Origin of the sequence: Blautia glucerasea, assembly GCF_013304385.1 — a bacterium.
Lineage (GTDB): Bacteria > Bacillota > Clostridia > Lachnospirales > Lachnospiraceae > Blautia_A > Blautia_A ammoniilytica.
Window position 1 is genome coordinate 70,818 of sequence record NZ_JAAITU010000012.1, and the last position, 17,951, is coordinate 88,768.

Sequence of the window (17,951 nt, forward strand, 5' to 3'; positions counted from 1 at the left end):
ACAGAAAGGAGAAACAGATCCATGTTTAATAAAAAAATGAAACAGAGGATATGTGCTGTCTTGCTTACTGCTGTGATGGCATTTACTACAGCAGGCATCCCTGTAATGGCAGAAGAAATTGCTTCAGACACAGCAGCGGATGAGGAGTTTAAGGATGAGGCACCTCAGATCCCTGGACTTACCTATGAGTCAGAAATGGAACTGAAATATGCGCAGTGTTTTCATGTGTTTTATTACAATGACGGATATGCGCTGATCGATATTAAAGATGACGGTCAGTTCCTTGTGGTTCCGGAAGGCAAAGAAGCTCCGGCAGATATGGACAAAAGCATTACTGTGATCCAGAAGCCGGTTTCCAGGATCTACCTGGCTGCAACTTCAGCAATGGCTCTGTTTAATGCCATTGACGGGCTGGACAGTATCCGCCTTTCAGGCACACAGGCCTCCGGCTGGTACGTAGATGAAGCAGCTCAGGCTATGGAAGATGGAAAGATCCTTTTTGCAGGAAAATATGATGAACCGGATTATGAGCTTCTGATCAATGAGGATTGTGATCTTGCTATTGAATCTACCATGATCCTTCATTCTCCAAAGGTGGCTGAGATGATCAAAGAACTGGGGATCCCGGTTATGATCGATCACTCTAGTTATGAAACACATCCGCTGGGAAGAACGGAATGGGTGAAGCTTTACAGCGTGCTGCTTGGTAAAGAGAAGGAAGCAGCGGCATTCTTTGATGATCAGGCAAAGGTGATCGAGGATTTAAGCGGGTTTACCAACACAGAGAAAACCGTTGCTTATTTCTATATCAATACGGATGGATCCGCAGTAGTTCGTACCAGTGATGACTATATTCCCAAGATGATCGAGATTGCAGGGGGAAGATATATTTTTCCTGATCTGAAAAATACAGAAGGCACAGGATCTTCTGTCCGCCTTACCATGGAGGAATTCTATAATCAGGCGGTGAATGCAGACTACCTTATTTATAATGCATCCATTGACAGCCCTATTACAAGCATTGACGATCTTCTTGCAAAAAGCGATCTGTTTGCAGATTTCAAGGCAGTAAAAGATGGTAATGTGTGGTGTACAGGCAAACAGCTGTATCAGGCTACAGACATTGTAGGAGAACTGATCAAGGATGTGCATCTGATGCTGACAGACGGAGATGAGAAGGATATGACCTTCCTTACAAGGGTGAGCTGATGGAGAGATCAACAGAAAATACAAGCTTTCATATGGAAAATTTCCGGAGACGATCCAGATATGCTGTGGTTTTTATAGGCCTGATCTTTGCATTTTGCCTGATCACTGTACTGAATATTAACACAGGAAGTGTACACATATCAGTCCCGGATATTTTCAAAATCATTTTTACCAAAAGCGGTGATGCTACAGCATACAATATTATTTGGAAAATCCGTTTTCCCAGGATCCTGATGGCAGCCATCCTGGGAGGAGGGCTTTCTCTTTCCGGATTTTTATTACAGACCTTTTTTTCAAATCCTATTGCAGGTCCGTTTGTGCTTGGGATTTCCTCCGGAGCGAAGATGATGGTTGCTTTGACTATGATCGTATTCCTTCAAAGATTCCATGTGGTTTCTTCCTATACACTGGTTGTGGCGGCTTTTATTGGTTCGCTTATATCGGTGGCTTTTATCCTTCTGTTTTCCAGAAGGCTGCACAGCATGGCCACCCTTCTGGTAGCCGGAATCATGATCGGATATATCTGTTCTGCCATCACAGATTTTGTGATCACTTTTGCGGAGGATTCGGACATTGTAAATCTTCATGGATGGTCCCAGGGCAGTTTTTCCGGAATGAGCTGGAGCAATGTGCAGGTTTCTGCCATTATCATAGGGATTACCTTTTTGATCCTGTTTTTCATGGCAAAGCCTATTGGTGCATTCCAGCTTGGAGAAGCTTATGCCCAGAGCATGGGTGTAAATATTAAAGTATTTAAGATCGCCCTGATCCTTTTATCCAGTATCCTTTCCGGATGTGTTACTGCTTTTGCCGGACCGATCTCATTTGTGGGAATCGCAGTGCCTCATCTGGTAAAGCTGGCATTGAAAACGGCCAGGCCGCTTGTGGTGATTCCAGGCGTGTTCCTGGGAGGCGCTGTGTTCTGTATGATGTGTGACCTGATCGCCAGAATGGCCTTTTCACCACTGGAACTGAATATCAGTACAGTAACATCTATTTTCGGTGCCCCGGTAGTAATCGTAATGATGCTCCGCAAGAAAGGAAGGCAGGCCTGATGGATTATTATTTTCAGATGAAGGATCTGGCAGTAGGTTATCACAAACAGCCCCTGATCCATGATATTAATATTAACATTGAAAAAGGTGAGATCGTTACTCTCATCGGGCCTAACGGATCTGGTAAATCTACTATTTTGAAAAGTATTACCAGGCAGCTGGAACTGATCGGCGGGAGAGTCTATATTGCCTCCAGGGATCTGCAGGGATTATCTTATAAGACCTTGTCTACAGAAATGGCAGTGGTACTTACTGAAAGGATCCGTCCGGAACTGATGACCTGTCATGATATTGTTGCTACAGGGCGTTATCCTTATACAGGAAGACTTGGCGTGCTTTCAAGAGAAGATGAAGACAAAGTGGATCAGGCGATGAAGGCTGTCCATGCAGTGGAGCTAGGCGGCAGGGATTTTAATGCTATCAGTGACGGTCAGAGACAAAGAGTGTTGCTTGCAAGGGCAATTTGTCAGGAACCGGATATGATCATTCTGGATGAGCCTACCTCATTTCTGGATATCCGTCATAAGCTGGATCTTTTATCCATTCTTCGTTCTATGGCAAAGGAAAAAGGGATCACAGTGGTTATGTCTCTTCATGAGATCGATCTTGCCCAGAAAATTGCAGATAAGATCATCTGTGTAAAGGGAGAGCAGATTTCCCATTACGGGGTTCCGGAGGAGATTTTTAAAGAAGAGATCATCAGGGATTTGTATGAGATTAACAATGGCTTTTATGATCCTGTTTTTGGAAGTATTGAACTTCCAAGACCGGAAGGGGAGCCAAAGGTGTTTGTGATTTCTGGGGCAGGAAGCGGGATTCCGGTTTACCGTTCCCTTCAAAAAGAGGGGATACCATTTGCAGCAGGCATCCTTTATACCAATGATATTGATTATCGATTAGCCAAAGAACTGGCCGCACAAACAGTTACAGAGCAGCCTTTTTCTGACATATCAAAGGAAACCTATGAGCAGGCACTGGCTCTAATGAAGAAATGTCAGCGTGTGATCGTTACAGATGTGCCGGAAGGAACCTGTAACCATCGCCTGTTTGACTTGATCAAAGAAGCAAGAAGACTGGGGATGGCTTAAAGGTCAGAGGGGACAAACATTTGACCACAAAAGAAGATCCTGTATCAATTCGCAGAAATGATAAGCTGCGGAGTTGGTACAGGATCTTTTTGATCTGATATTTTATATGCTATACTTATGCCTGCTTACGAATTTCTTGTAAATGCAGGATCCGCTGGTTGCTGCTGCCTCGGAAGGCAAGGGAAATGTCTTTCAAAGCTTCTACAAATTCACCATCTACAAGAACATCTATACAGGAAAGCATTTCTTCTGTAAATGGGGTATAGACCTTACCTCCCGGGATCAGATCCACATCGTAGAGATAACCGGTGTAGCACCAGATGGTTTTGTCCGGATAGGTCTTGCGGATATCCTTCAGAAGACCTGCAAGAACCTGCTGGTTCTCAGGCTCGAAAGGCTCACCGCCAAGAAGAGAGAAGCCTTCTATATATGAAGGCTTCATAAACTCTATGATGGATCTGTGTGTTGCTTCTGTAAAGGGCTGTCCATAATCAAAGTTCCAGGTTTCGGAATTAAAGCAGCCTTTACAATGATGACGGCAGCCGGAAACAAACAGGCTTACACGAACGCCGGTGCCATTGGCAATGTCATATGGCTTAATAGTACCATAATGCATGATATAATCTCCTTTGGAACAGATAATCAGTTTTACAGATGAAGCACACGATCCTTAATCTCCTGGGTACGACCCTGATTCCAGAACTGGGTGCCAATGTATCCGCAGGTCCTGCGGGCTACACTCATTTTATTCTGATCACGGTTACCGCATTTAGGGCATTCCCAGATCAGTTTGCCATTGTCATCTTCTTTGATCAGGATCTCTCCGTCATAACCGCAGATGTCACAGTAATCGCTTTTGGTATTTAATTCTGCGTACATGATGTTGTCATAAATGAATTTCATAACAGATAAAACAGCAGGGATGTTATTCTGCATATTTGGAACTTCTACATAACTGATAGCACCGCCAGGAGATAACTTCTGGAATGCGGCCTCGAACTTCAGCTTGGTGAAAGCGTCTATTTCCTCTGTTACGTGAACATGATAGCTGTTGGTAATATAATTACGGTCTGTTACGCCTGGGATGATACCAAAGCGTTTCTGCAGGCATTTAGCAAAACGATAAGTGGTAGATTCCATAGGAGTACCATATACGGAATAACTGATATTTTCAGCTGCTTTCCACTGGGCACATTTGTCATTTAAACGCTGCATAACCTGAAGGGCAAAGGGGCGGGCTTCCGGATCCGTATGGGATTTGCCTGTCATTCGTACACACATTTCGTGGATACCTGCATATCCAAGTGAAATAGTGGAGTAGCCGCCATATAAAAGCTTGTCAATGGTTTCACCCTTCTGAAGTCTGGCAAGTGCACCATACTGCCACAGGATAGGTGCTACATCCGAAACAGTACCAAGAAGACGTTCATGTCTGCAGCGGAGTGCACGGTGGCAAAGCTCCAGACGTTCATCCAGGATCTGCCAGAAACGGTCCATATTGCCTTCGGAAGAGCAGGCTACATCTACCAGATTGATGGTAACAACACCCTGATTAAAACGGCCATAGAACTTGTAAGAACCATCTGCATTACGCTGAGAGTCCTCTACTGTCAGGAAAGAGCGGCAGCCCATGCATGGGTAAACATTGCCTCCCTTCAGTTCCCGCATGATCTTGGCGGAAATATAATCCGGAACCATACGTTTGGCAGTACATTTGGCAGCTAATTCTGTAAGATACCAGTATCTGGAATCTTCTGTAATATTATCTTCATCCAACACATAGATCAGTTTAGGGAATGCAGGAGTGATCCAGGCACCACGCTCATTCTTAACACCCTGCATACGCTGTGCCATAACTTCCTCAATGATCATGGCAAGGTCATCTCTGGTGCGGCCTTCCGGCACTTCATCCAAATACATGAAGATGGTAACAAATGGAGCCTGTCCATTACAGGTCATCAGTGTGATCAGCTGATACTGGATCGTCTGGATACCACTCTGGATCTCGTCTTTCAGTCTGCGCTCTGTGATCTTGTCAATGATCTCTTCATCCATGGACTCTCCACAGGCGATACGTTCCGCTACAACTTTCTTGCGAAGCTTCTGACGACTAATATCTACAAATGGAGCCAGATGAGCCAGGGTAAAGGACTGACCGCCATACTGGTTGCTGGCTACCTGTGCAACGATCTGGGTGGTAACATTACATGCTGTGAAAAAACTGTGTGGCTTCTCGATCATGGTCTGGCTGATCACAGTACCGTTTTGAAGCATATCCTGAAGATTGATCAGATCGCAGTTGTGTTCCCTCTGGGCATAATAATCTGAATCATGGAAATGGATAATCCCTTCTTCATGTGCACGTACAATATCTTCGGGAAGCAACACACGCATAGTAAGATCCTTGCTTACTTCACCTGCCATATAATCACGCTGGGTGGAGTTGATAGTAGGATTCTTATTGGAGTTCTCCTGCTTGGCGTTTTCATTGATCTGATCCAGCAGGGAGAGGATATTATCATCTGTAGTATTGGATTTGCGGGTAAGTTCTCTTTTGTAACGATAGCGTACATATTTCTGTGCTACTTCGTAACCACGCATCTCCATAATGCCAGTCTCTACCATATCCTGGATATCTTCTACATTGACTGCATGAGAGGCAGCCAGGGCTCTGGAAGCCACAGTCTCGGCAACTGCCATGATCTGGAATTCGCTGAGCTGATGGATCTTCGGAACCTCTTCATTGGCTTTCTTGATCGCATTTATGATTTTGCTTTTGTCGAAGATCACTTCTTCGCCATTTCGCTTGATAACATTTGTTCTGATCTCTGTTTCCATGCTTTCCCTTCCTTTCTTTTATATACCTATATATTGTGTATAATTGTCTGGTTGGCAACTAAATATAGTACAAATGTTGCAATATCTATATTACAGGTTTTCAGAGAAAAGTCAAGCCTAAATCGCAAAGAATCCTTTACGAAAATTCAGGTGAGAATATGGCAATACTCACAAAAAACATTGGAGCTTATACAGCAAGCATTGACAGTTCATCAAAAATAAGGTACATTTTTACTGATCCATTGATTTGCTGTAACTATTCAGAAGGTAATTGTAAGGGTAATGGACCGTTACGATATGCTTTTGGGTGCAGTGATGCATCTGTTTTTTAGATTTACATGATGGAATCAATGGCAAAGGAAGGGAGATATGACTATGACTTACAAAGAAAAAAAGCGTTCCTTGTTGTTTTTGGGCTTACCATGGACTTTTACTTCTTATACTGTAACAGATGAGATCATAACTGTAGATTCAGGTTTATTAAAAAAAGAAGAGAATGACTGTTATTTATATAAGGTGATTGATGTTCGTCTTGAGACCCGCCTGTTTGAGCGGATGCTTGGGCTTGGCACCATTCATTGCTTTACCGGAGATGTAACAGATCCGGATCTTAAACTGCTGCATATCAGGCACGCAAAAGAAATCAAGGATTACATCCTGAAACAGTCTGAGCAGGAAAGACTGAAAAGAAAAACATTGAATACCCAGCATCTTGACGGCAATCCGGGCATCAGCAAAATGGCCCAGACAGATAGCTGCAGATAGGATTGGCAGACAGCAGTTCCAGGAAGCATATGGTATCTGGGATGGCATGTGAAACACGGAGGATGAATATGGACATTTTAGTTGTGATCGATATGCAGAATGATTTTATTGACGGAGCCCTAGGCACACCAGAAGCGGAAGCAATCGTGCCTAATGTGGTGGACAAGATAAAGAATTTCAACGGCCTGGTGCTGGCTACCAGAGATACTCACAGCGGTGATTATCTTCAGACCCAGGAGGGAAGAATGCTTCCTGTGGAGCACTGCATCCGTGGGACATACGGCTGGGAGATCAGGGATGAGATCGCAGAGCTTCTGGAATCCGGTCCTATTGACAAGCCAACATTTGGCAGCGAAACATTAGGAAAGGTTCTAAAGGAATTTCATAAATCCCAGACTATCCACAGTATTACCCTGGTTGGTCTTTGTACAGATATCTGCGTGATCTCCAATGCTATGCTGCTGAAAGCATTTTTGCCGGAGGTGCCAATTATTGTGGATTCCCTCTGCTGCGCAGGTGTGACGCCCAAGAGCCATGAGCAGGCGCTGGAGGCTATGAAGGCTTGCCAGATAAAAGTAATATAATATGAGAGAATTGGAAGGCCGCTGTAAAAGCACAGCGGCTCTTTTTATGTCAGACATAAAAGGTAGGTTGATCGGAAATATTTTTATTAGGAAAACCATATATATTTGTCTGGTTTTTTGACAAAACAGGGGGATTGTTTGTTGTTGTTAAGAGAAAGCCTAAGATATAATCAAGAAAAATATAGACAAATATAGAAGGAAGTGAAAATTTTATGATGGTAAAATTGGGGAAGAAAATAGTGAAATTCAGGGTGCCCATCTTGATTCTTAGTATTGTATTGCTTCTTGTAACAGAAATCCATTGGTGGCGATGAATAAGAACGTTCTGTATTTAACTTTTTGTTTTTCTATGGATTAAGTCATATCCAGTATTACAAAGTCTTGTCTGAAAAAGCAGTAACTGATATAGTATATAACAAGTACTTTACTTGAAGATATGAGACGAGGTGAAAAGATGTTGAATTTTTTTGGAGCAGGATTTCCAAGATAACCATGTATTTACCGGAAACGATGGCTTACGTTGTGTGAAAAGGAGAGAACGAGTATGCTTGAAAAATTAAAAGAAGAAGTTTACAGAGCAAATATGGATCTTCCCAGATATGGATTGGTCACTTTTACCTGGGGTAATGTTAGTGGTATTGATCGTGAAAAAGGACTTTTTGTAATCAAGCCCAGTGGTGTAGAGTATGATAAGCTAAGGCCAGAAGACATGGTAGTAGTTGACCTTGATGGAAATAAAGTAGAAGGTGAATATAATCCCTCTTCTGATACTCCTACACATGTGGTTTTGTATAATGAATTCCCGAATATCGGAGGAATCGTGCACACACATTCTGAGTGGGCAACCAGCTGGGCTCAGGCCGGCAGATCCATTCCATGCTATGGTACAACACATGCAGATTATATTTATGGAGAGGTTCCATGTGTGCGTAACCTGACAAAAGAGGAAATCGATGAAGCTTATGAAAAAAATACAGGTGTTCTGATCGCAGAGCATTTCAAACAACTTGATTATGAAGCTGTACCTGCTGTGCTCTGCAAGAATCACGGACCTTTTACCTGGGGTAAGGATGCTCATGAAGCCGTGCATAATGCTGTTGTGCTTGAGGAAGTTGCTAAGATGGCGTGTCGCTGTGAGCTGATCAATTCGCATGTAAAACCGGCACCCCAGGAACTGCAGGATAAGCATTATTACAGGAAGCATGGCAAAAATGCCTATTATGGACAGATTAAGAGATAAGTGAAATATTTTTTCTTTTTACATAACAACCTCTAAAAAACACTTTTCCAACCAGCAGAGCTAATGCTATAATTAGAGTAGACAAAAAAGTATAGCTATGAATGAAAGGAAGAATGGTGGCTGGTTATGAAAAATGAAAAAAGAAAGAAGGGAAAGGTCCGGTGCTTGTCTGTTTTGCTCACAGGCTGCCTGTTGTTGTCTGTGATGCCTGCAACAGCATTTGCAACTGAGGATACTACGGTTGCTGCGGAAGATAAGGATACCATAGCAGAAAAGACTCAGATGTCAGAGCAGGAAAGTACACCGGGAGAAAACAGAACCGAAGAGAGTGTAACAGACGAAAGCAAAGCAGACGAAAGCAAAGCAGGAGAATGCAGTACAGAAGAAAGTAGTGCAGAAGAGGGTAATTCAGGAGAAAGTAAAACAGAAGAAGATATAACAGACGAAATGCAACATATGAAGCGACCTGGAAGCGTAAACCTGCGCCGACCATACCCCCCAGCGAAAACAAGCCGAATACAGAAGAAACGGAAAAACCAATAACAAGTGAAACGGAAGGTCCTAAAACAAGCGATACAGCAAGCTCCAAAGCAGAAAAAACCACAATTCCCCAAACAGGTGATACCAGTAATGTGCCTTTATGGTTTGCTATGTTGATTGCCAGTGCCGGTGTAGCCATCAGCACAGCAATTGTAAGCAAAAAGAAAAGATATAACAGATAACAGAATTATTGTTTTCCCTTGAAACACAGGAGAAAACTCACCAAATACAGGGTAGTTACACATATTTTGTATAACTGCTCTGTATTTTTCTGAATCATACTTAAGTATGTTAGAAAATGATGCCTCGGACAAAAGCCCGAGGCTATGATACCTACGGACTGTTTCGTGCTATGCACTCCCACAATCCTGGTATCACAATAATAAGAGCATGAATTTGTGTAGAATACACAAAATATCAGTTTCTTTTAAAATTGAATTGACATTTCTGATAAGAAGTGGTATTAATAAAGCATAGTTAATGCAAGCGCTTTCATAACGAAGGCGCATATAATTACCAAACTATGCAACCGCTTGCATAACAAAAAGATGAAAGGAGGTATTGCAAAATATATTTTTTTACCATGGAATGCAACCGCTTGCACAATGCTGGATATAAGGTTATAATAACGATAAAACAACAGGGTTAATTCAATAATATGATTTTGGTGTCAAAACACCAAAATCATGATTACATAAAGATCAGAAGAATAATCTTATATCAGGGAGGATGCATATGAGGGCAACATTAAATGATATCGCAAAAAAAGTGGGAGTTTCTCAATCAACTGTATCAAGAGTGATTAATGGAACAGCACCTATTTCAGATGAGATGAAAAATAAAGTTTATAAAGCAATGAAAGAGCTTAATTATCATCCCAACAGCCTTGCACGAAACCTTGCGAAAGGAAAATCTCTTACGATTGGATTAGTTGTAGATGCTGACAATGAGAATGCATTTGCCAATACCTTTTTCACACGAAGTGTTTATGCAATGGAAAAAGTAGCACAGAGAAACGGTTACAGTCTTTTGATCACAAATGATGTGGAAGAAAAAAGTTCTCCGGCATGTGAACTGATTTTTGGACACAGAGTGGATGGTTTAATTCTGACTGCTTCAGAATTAAACCAGAATATTTTATCAGCCCTGAAAAATGAAAATATTCCATGGATAGTAATGGGAGAAAAACCGGAAAAAAATGAAACTATGAACTGGGTAGATATGGACAATTTCCAGGGAAGCGTAAAAGCAGTTGAGCATTTGATTAACTGTGGCTATAAAAAGATTGCTTATGCAGCAGATGATCTGGATGCCATGTTTACCAAACGAAGAATCCAGGGTTATGAGAAAACTTTGGATAAAAAAGATACCTGTATTATTTTCAAGGAGAAGAATAAGGAAGAACTGGAAAGAAAAATTATAAAAGCAACAGAACAGGAAAATGTAGACGCGTTTTTATGTTCTAACAATATAATTGCTTTTCACGTACTGCAGGCTATGAAGAAAATTGGAAAACAGGTACCCAAGGAAATTGGAATCGTAACTTTTGATAATTATCCCTTTGCTGAATATATGGATCCGCCACTTACCGTAGTGGATATCGATACCTACAAGCTTGGGGAAATGGCAGCAGAGGTTTTGATCAATAAAATAAAAGATCAAGATTATATACAAAGAGAGAACCTGATTTCTACAGAGTTAATTGTAAGAGCTTCTACTCAAAATGTATAATAACGAAAGTATATCAAAACCAATGCAGAATTGGAGAAAAAATGAATATACCGGCAGTACAACATCACGCAGGCTATCCAGATGTGTATCTTGCCAGCAGAAAGAGATTAGTGGTGACGATACATGCCGCGGCTGGTGATATCAAAACCTGTGAATTGCTGGTTTTCCCAAGAACTGCACCGGAGAAAATCAGCAGTTATCCTATGCAGCGTGTGATCAGAGATGAAGTGAGAGACCATTTTACAGCTGAAGTGATTACAACAGATACGTTAAGATATTTGAAATATTATTTCAGGTTGATTGACAACACAGGAAAGCTTTATTTTCAGAATGCATGGGACACCAGTGAAAATGAACCCAGAGATGGTTTTTATGAATTTCTCTATGCAAATGAAACTAATGTTTTAAAAATTCCTGAATGGGCGAAAGGTGTGATTTACTATCAGATTTTCCCGGAACGCTTTGCTGACGGAAATCCTTCTAATAATCCTCCCGGATGCCAGGAATGGGGAACTGCTCCTAATAGAGAGAATTATATGGGCGGAGATTTGGCAGGAATCTTGGAAAAATTGGAATACCTGGATTCTCTTGGAGTAGAATGCCTGTATCTGACTCCTATATTTAAAGGGGATTTTAATCACAAATATGCTACAACGGATTATCTGGAGATCGATCCTTCGTTTGGATCAAAGGAAACATTCCGGGAACTGGTTGAGACCTGTCATAAATATGGGTTAAAAATCATTCTTGACGGAGTATTCAATCACTGTGGCATTCATTTTGCTCCGTTTCAGGATGTAATTGAAAAACAGGAATTATCACGGTATTGTAACTGGTTTTATATCAAGAGATTTCCTGTAGAAGTATCTGAAACCGATGCGGATTATGAATGTGTTGGAGATTATGGATACATGCCCAAATTGAATACAGCAAATCCGGAAGTGCAATCATATATTTACAATGTGATGGCCTTTTGGCTGAACGAATATCATATTGATGGATGGCGCCTGGATGTAGCTGATGAAATTGATCCCTCTTTGTGGGCCAGAATTAGATACAGAATTAAATCAGCGTATCCGGATTGTCTCCTTTTGGGAGAAACATGGGGAGACGGGTTTTCATTGCTAGATGGAAAATCCGTAGATAGTATCATGAATTATGTATTTCGGGATAGTGTGAGAGATTTTTTTGCCAGGGGCAGTATTGATGCAAAAATGTTTAATCACAGGATTTGCCAGATGCGTTCTCATTATCCGGAAGAAATCAGACAAGCACTTTTCCAGCCATTAGACAGCCATGATACGGAACGGTTTTTATGGAACTGTAAAGGTGATATTCGCCGATTGAAGCTGGCCGCTTTGTTCCAGATGTGTTTTCCAGGAGCTCCAAGCATCTATTATGGTGATGAAATTGGCTTAAATGGTGATAATGATCCTGATTGTAGAAGATGCATGGAATGGGAAAAAGAAAAACAAAACACGGAAGTATTATCTTTTTATAAAAAAATAATTAGTATCCGAAAATCATATTCCTGTCTACGAACAGGAAACATTATACCACTTGTATGTAAAAAAATGATATATGGGTATTTATGTCAGTCAGAAAATCAGCAGATTTACGTTCTTATGAATGGGACAGAAGAGGAATATGAGGTGCGGCTTCCTGTTCTGGAAATTGCCAGGTATAAGAATCTTTTAACTGGCGAAAGTTATGAGGCAGAAAAGCTGGTAAACACAAAATATTTTAATGAAGACATGATTCCCTGCCGGGGAAGTATAAAATTATCTTTGAAAGCATTTGAAGGTATCGTATTGAAAACAGGAGGAATGAAAGATGAGAAAAAGCAGTAAATTATTCGCTATTTTATCAACAGCAATGTTTGTGACAGCATTGGGCACAGCACCCTGTTATGCAGAAGAGGTTACCATTAATTTCTGGCATCATTATAGTGAGCAGTCTGCTGAAAACGAGACATTGAATAATGTTTTGATTCCTGAGTTTGAAAAAGAAAATCCTGATATTAAGGTAAATGCAGTTTCCCATGAATGGTCAGACCTTCATGAAAAGATTCTGATTAGTGCCAAATCTGAAACACTTCCCGATGTAGCACGCCTTGACAGTGCCTGGGTACCTGAGTTTGAAAAAATGGGAATTTTAGTACCGCTAAACCAGGAAATGGATGATTATCAGGAAGTTGCAGACGGTCTTCTGGAAAGTGCCATGAGTACTGCGCAAATTGGGCAGGATACATATGGACTTGCGTTAAATACAAATACGAAAATATTATTTTATAATGTAAAAGCTTTTGAAGATGCCGGTCTTTTGGCACCAACCACTATGGATGAATTTATAGAAGATTGCAAGAAGCTGGCAGGCGAAAATGAAAACGGTCAGCAAATTTGGGGCTATGATGAACCTGCTTTGGCTGGATGGAATTTATGCCCATTTATCTGGAGCATGGGTGGTTCCATAACCAATGAAGACCAGACTAAAGCCACAGGATATTTAAACAGCACAGAAACCGTCAACGCAATCCAGACACTGGCTGATCTGTATAAAGAGGGTGCTATCACTGGATGGAACAGTGGCGATATTCCAATGACTGACGGTTTTGGAACTGGAAGATATGCTATGATCATGGATGGTCCATGGAAAATCTCCGAAATGGAAGGCTCATATCCAGATTTTGAATACGCAACAGCTCCAATGCCAGAAGGCGAGGGTGGTTCCCATTCTGTTCTTGGCGGCGAGGATATTTCCATGTTTAATACGGCAAACAAAGATGCTGCATGGAAATTCATGAAATTTATGACTGGTGAATTTGCGCAGGAAGAAATGGCAAAATGCAGTCAGATTCCGGTAAATAAAGCTACTCTCGAAAGCGATACCGTAAAAAATGCTGATTTTGCACCATTTATCGAGGCCATTAAATCTGCGGAATCCAGACCTACTGTATCCTGCTGGTCTGAAATCGACAGTGAACTTGCAACTGCTGTAAGTGCTGTTATGAACGAAGAGAAGAGTGCACAGGATGCCATGGATGAACTGGCAGAAAAAGTAGACGATTTATTAGCAGAAGAATAAAAGAACAGACTCTTAAGTTAACGGGAGGGATCGTATGAAAACAAAGAAAAGCCAGAATATCCAGATTGGATTTCTTCTCCTTCCAGGTATTTTGATTTTTGGATTCTTTACCATTTATCCAATCGTAAAGTTATTTATCACCAGCTTTTTCAAATGGGATTTTGGCTCTATGTTTGATCAGGAGTTCATCGGATTTGCCAATTATAAAGAGGTATTAACAGATTCATATTTTCACCTGGCATTTTCCAATTCTATTGTGTATACGCTGATAACAGTACCTGCACAAATGATACTGGGACTTCTGATCGCCATGCTCATAAACAATATTAATAAATTTTCTATTAGTTATCGAGTGGCATATTACCTTCCCGTTATCACCTCCTGGGTAATTGCATCCTTAGTGTTTAAATATGTTTTTAACACCGAAGGACTGTTAAACTATTTTCTCACCAAAGTAATACATCTGACCAGTGGAAACATCCATTGGCTGGACAGTCGATGGGGTGGAATGAGTGTTGCAATGCTATTGGGAACCTGGAAAGGAATTGGCTGGAATATGGTAGTATTTTTAGCTGCTTTGCAGACGGTTCCAAGGGACTTATATGAATCTGCAGCATTAGATGGTGCAGGAAGCATTGCTAAATTTTTCTATGTAACGATTCCGTCCATAAAAGGAACGATTCTGTTTGCACTTGTAATGCTCACCATTGGTGGCTTTAATGTATTTACATCTATCAAAATGATTACAGATGGAAATCCAGGGCATAAGACAGAAAGTGTATTAACCTGGATGTACTATAAAGCTTTCAGCACAGGTGAATTTGGTTACTCCGCAGCGCTTTCCTTTATTATTGCAGTAGTATTGGGAATATTGGCAATTGTTCAATTTCGGATGATGGACCACAGTAAACTTGATTAGGGGGTGTGGGAGTTTGAAAATATCCAAGAAAGCGGCTTATAAAGGAATCATATACCTGATTCTCACTCTGGGACTTATCATTGTTGTTCTTCCAATGATTTATATGCTGAGTACTGCGTTGAAGCCAAATGGCGCATTATATGAATATCCTCCCAGATTTTTTCCAAAAATAAAAGAAATTACTTTGGAAAATTTCCAGTACATTTTACGACAGAAAAAATTTGGAAACAATTTTATTAACAGTATTTTTGTTTCCACTGTAACAGTTGCCATAGCGGCCGTCGTTGCCGCAGCAATGGCATTCTGTATTGCCAGGTTTAGATTTCTGGGACGTAAATTTTTATTCACATTCATCATGTTAACCATGATCATACCTGGAACTACTTTAATCGTTCCTCAGTATGAGTTAGCCGTTAAATTGAAGGTGATCAATAAGTTATCTGGATTGATTCCGTTTTATGTCGCATGGGTTATTCCATATTCTACATTTATGATAAAAGGATTTGTAGAGAATATTCCCAGAGAGTTAGACGAGGCAACCTATATAGACGGAGGAAGCGTATTTACTGTTTTTTTTCAGATTATTCTTCCATTAACCAAACCAGGAATTGCTTCCGTATCCATTTTTAATTTTCTTACCGCATGGGAAGAGTTTCCCTGGGCCAATACGGTCATCAATGATGACCTGAAAAGGACCTTACCCATTGCTATTTCAGGATTTTTCGGACAGCATCAGTTTACACAGTGGGGATATGTTTTTGCTCTTTCTGTGCTGAGTCTAATTCCAATACTTGTAGTTTTTATTTCCTGTCAGAGATTCTTCATTGAAGGATTGACTGCAGGAAGTGTAAAAGGTTAATATACATACTTACAGGAAAATCGGGTAGAAAGCCATTAACAGCAGACTTTCTGCTCGATTTTTATCTCAGTCGAGAAGACTCCCGCCTCTTTCAGATGGTCAGGTGGTGAGTAACAGCAAGTTCGTCTCAGTGGGAGTCCAATCTCCGACTGAGATAAACGCTCCGCGAGGATGCGCAGTGCAGGAAAATTGGCTGTTGTTGAAAATACAGATTTAGAGTTATATACATATATAGCCGAAGAATAGTGTTAGAAGTGCTGTAGAAAAGGAGAAAGACTTTTGGGATCCGAAAGATGTGGTGCCTTATATTGAAGGCGAACCATTTATTAACTCTGTTCCAATAGATACAGGTCTTACTAATACTGTTATTAAAAATGATGAATCTCGTGTGATTGGTCTTAATTCTGAAAATCCTGAGCTTCATGAGGGAATGATACGATTTGACATTATATTCTATGTCAGGATGAGAGATGGATTGTCACAGATTATTATTAATGTGGAAGCCCAAAAGGACGAACTGAACGGATATGATATATTGAATCGGGCAATCTTTTATGTAAGCCGAATGATTTCCTCACAGAAAGAAAGAGATTTTTCAAATTCAAATTATAATGATATCAAGCGAGTCTATTCCATTTGGGTCTGTATGAATATGCCGAAAAATAGTCTAGAACATATTCACCTGGTAAAAGACAGTGTTGTAAATTCCTATACGTGGAAGGGAAATATGGATTTGATTAATATCGTAATGATTGGGCTTGCCGAAGAACTTCCGAAGCATGAGGAGAAATATGAGTTACATAGGTTACTGGGAGCATTGTTATCTCAAGATTTAACGGTAAACGAAAAACTGGACATCATTGAAAATGAATATGCGATTCCAATGGAAAAGGATTTTAGGACAAAAAGCGGGAATCCTCGGCAATTCAATTACCGAGATGAAAGCGCGAGAGTGTGCATATCTGCACAATGCAAATAGTATAATACTCCTCATCCTTTGATATTAATGCTTTGATATTAATGCCGTAACCGGCATATAATAAGAACGAAAATACGTTCGAATAATTATTGCGTGTTACAATTCAATATGATATACTATATGTATGAAAGAAAAACTAATACATTACAGAACTTGTGTGTGTAATATCAACTACCATATGGTGTGGTCGGTGAAATACCGGCGGAAGATATTAAAACCAGAAATTGAGGAATATCTTCAGGAACTGGTGCAGCAGATTGCTGAGGATAAGGGATTTACTGTTCATTTATTTGAATGTGGTGAAGGGGATCATGTCCACTGTTTTGTATCAGCTCCGCCAAAGTTATCCATAACAGCAATCGTCAAGTATCTGAAGGGGATCACCGGAAGAAAACTGTTCGAACGTTTTCCGGAAATAAGAAACCAGCTATGGAAGGGAGAGCTGTGGAACCATTCCTATTATGTGGAAACGATTGGATCTGTATCTGAGGAAAATATCCGCCGTTATATTGAACATCAGAGCAAGTCGTATTAATTTAAAGCGGACTGTGAATACAGATCCGCAAGATTGTCTGAAGGGGGGAAGAGGAATGCTGCTGTCACACAAAATATCTACAAAAATCCGGCCGGAATATTCCAATATCATAGGGCATATGTGTTATGCAGCTTCCAAACTCTGGAATATCTGCAACTATGAACGTCATCATTATAAAGAACTGGGACTGGCAAAGTATCCTGACTGGTATTATCAGAAAAGAGCACATAAAGGTGATCTATGGTACAGACAGCTTCCGTCACAGACAGCGCAGGAGACCTGCAAGCAGCTGGATAAAGCCTGGAAATCTTTTTATATCCTGAAAAAGACCGGAGGGATCAAAGATCCAAATCCGCCCCGTTTTAAACAGGACAATATACCGGTCACATACATGCAGATGGGGATCCGGCATGAGAAAGGCTCAGACCAGCTGCGGCTGTCCCTGCCAAAGGATCTGAAAAGCTATATGGAAGAAACCTACGGAATCCATGAAAAATTTCTATATCTTGAAAATAAGATTTTCAG

16 protein-coding genes and 1 pseudogene are annotated in these 17,951 nt (G+C 40.8%); 15 read left to right on the forward strand and 2 right to left on the reverse strand.

The features are described 5' to 3' along the window. Positions 1-21: 21 nt before the first annotated feature. The 3 genes from G5B11_RS06800 to G5B11_RS06810 are packed head-to-tail and all read left to right on the forward strand — an operon-like array spanning position 22 to position 3,352. A complete protein-coding gene (locus G5B11_RS06800; RefSeq protein ID WP_330603089.1) occupies positions 22-1,209 on the forward strand; it encodes an ABC transporter substrate-binding protein in 1,188 nt (395 codons plus the stop codon). Beyond that, complete coding sequence (locus G5B11_RS06805) at positions 1,209-2,264, forward strand: FecCD family ABC transporter permease (protein ID WP_244092937.1); 1,056 nt, start codon at positions 1,209-1,211, stop codon at positions 2,262-2,264. The genes G5B11_RS06800 and G5B11_RS06805 overlap by 1 nt, the downstream gene beginning before the upstream one ends. Then, a complete protein-coding gene (locus G5B11_RS06810; protein WP_173727335.1) occupies positions 2,261-3,352 on the forward strand; it encodes an ABC transporter ATP-binding protein in 1,092 nt (363 codons plus the stop codon). Before G5B11_RS06805 ends, G5B11_RS06810 begins: the two co-directional genes overlap by 4 nt. Positions 3,353-3,467: 115 nt before the next feature. Here G5B11_RS06810 and nrdG read toward each other — a convergent pair whose 3' ends face one another. Both nrdG and nrdD read right to left on the reverse strand, forming a co-directional pair. Beyond that, the gene (gene nrdG, locus G5B11_RS06815) at positions 3,468-3,968 is read right to left on the reverse strand and encodes an anaerobic ribonucleoside-triphosphate reductase activating protein (RefSeq protein ID WP_158420393.1); all 501 of its coding nucleotides are present in this window, start codon (positions 3,966-3,968) and stop codon (positions 3,468-3,470) included. A gap of 32 nt (positions 3,969-4,000) precedes the next feature. Further along, the gene (nrdD, locus tag G5B11_RS06820; RefSeq protein ID WP_158420392.1) at positions 4,001-6,190 is read right to left on the reverse strand and encodes an anaerobic ribonucleoside-triphosphate reductase; all 2,190 of its coding nucleotides are present in this window, start codon (positions 6,188-6,190) and stop codon (positions 4,001-4,003) included. Between the two features lie 375 nt (positions 6,191-6,565). Here nrdD and G5B11_RS06825 point away from each other — a divergent pair, with 375 nt between their 5' ends. The 12 genes and pseudogenes from G5B11_RS06825 to G5B11_RS06880 all read left to right on the forward strand — a co-directional run. After that, on the forward strand, positions 6,566-6,955 hold the full coding sequence (locus tag G5B11_RS06825) for a PH domain-containing protein (RefSeq protein WP_173727322.1): 390 nt from the start codon (positions 6,566-6,568) through the stop codon (positions 6,953-6,955). Positions 6,956-7,023: 68 nt separating this feature from the next. Next, positions 7,024-7,539: a cysteine hydrolase family protein gene (locus G5B11_RS06830; protein WP_173727323.1), complete on the forward strand. Its 516-nt coding sequence runs from the start codon at positions 7,024-7,026 to the stop codon at positions 7,537-7,539. Positions 7,540-8,083: 544 nt separating this feature from the next. Next, a complete protein-coding gene (locus G5B11_RS06835) occupies positions 8,084-8,779 on the forward strand; it encodes an L-ribulose-5-phosphate 4-epimerase (RefSeq protein WP_173727324.1) in 696 nt (231 codons plus the stop codon). 126 nt (positions 8,780-8,905) lie between these two features. Further along, positions 8,906-9,322, forward strand: coding sequence for a hypothetical protein (locus tag G5B11_RS06840; protein WP_173727325.1), 417 nt, complete (start codon positions 8,906-8,908; stop codon positions 9,320-9,322). A 732-nt stretch (positions 9,323-10,054) separates the two neighbouring features. Then, the gene (locus G5B11_RS06845; RefSeq protein ID WP_173727326.1) at positions 10,055-11,050 is read left to right on the forward strand and encodes a LacI family DNA-binding transcriptional regulator; all 996 of its coding nucleotides are present in this window, start codon (positions 10,055-10,057) and stop codon (positions 11,048-11,050) included. A 41-nt stretch (positions 11,051-11,091) separates the two neighbouring features. After that, on the forward strand, positions 11,092-12,900 hold the full coding sequence (locus G5B11_RS06850; RefSeq protein ID WP_158420386.1) for a glycoside hydrolase family 13 protein: 1,809 nt from the start codon (positions 11,092-11,094) through the stop codon (positions 12,898-12,900). After that, entirely contained in the window at positions 12,884-14,134 is a 1,251-nt protein-coding gene (locus G5B11_RS06855) for an extracellular solute-binding protein (protein ID WP_173727327.1), read from the forward strand. The genes G5B11_RS06850 and G5B11_RS06855 overlap by 17 nt, the downstream gene beginning before the upstream one ends. Before the next feature lie 34 nt (positions 14,135-14,168). Then, the gene (locus tag G5B11_RS06860) at positions 14,169-15,053 is read left to right on the forward strand and encodes a carbohydrate ABC transporter permease (protein ID WP_158420384.1); all 885 of its coding nucleotides are present in this window, start codon (positions 14,169-14,171) and stop codon (positions 15,051-15,053) included. Positions 15,054-15,066: 13 nt separating this feature from the next. Then, entirely contained in the window at positions 15,067-15,912 is an 846-nt protein-coding gene (locus G5B11_RS06865; RefSeq protein WP_173727328.1) for a carbohydrate ABC transporter permease, read from the forward strand. Between the two features lie 298 nt (positions 15,913-16,210). Then, positions 16,211-16,891, forward strand: a complete 681-nt coding sequence (locus G5B11_RS06870; protein ID WP_330603091.1) for a PD-(D/E)XK nuclease family transposase — start codon at positions 16,211-16,213, stop codon at positions 16,889-16,891. Between the two features lie 124 nt (positions 16,892-17,015). Continuing rightward, positions 17,016-17,426, forward strand: a complete 411-nt coding sequence (gene tnpA / locus G5B11_RS06875) for an IS200/IS605 family transposase (protein WP_158420381.1) — start codon at positions 17,016-17,018, stop codon at positions 17,424-17,426. Positions 17,427-17,481: 55 nt separating this feature from the next. After that, positions 17,482-17,951: pseudogene (locus G5B11_RS06880) on the forward strand (RNA-guided endonuclease InsQ/TnpB family protein); the annotation flags it as partial.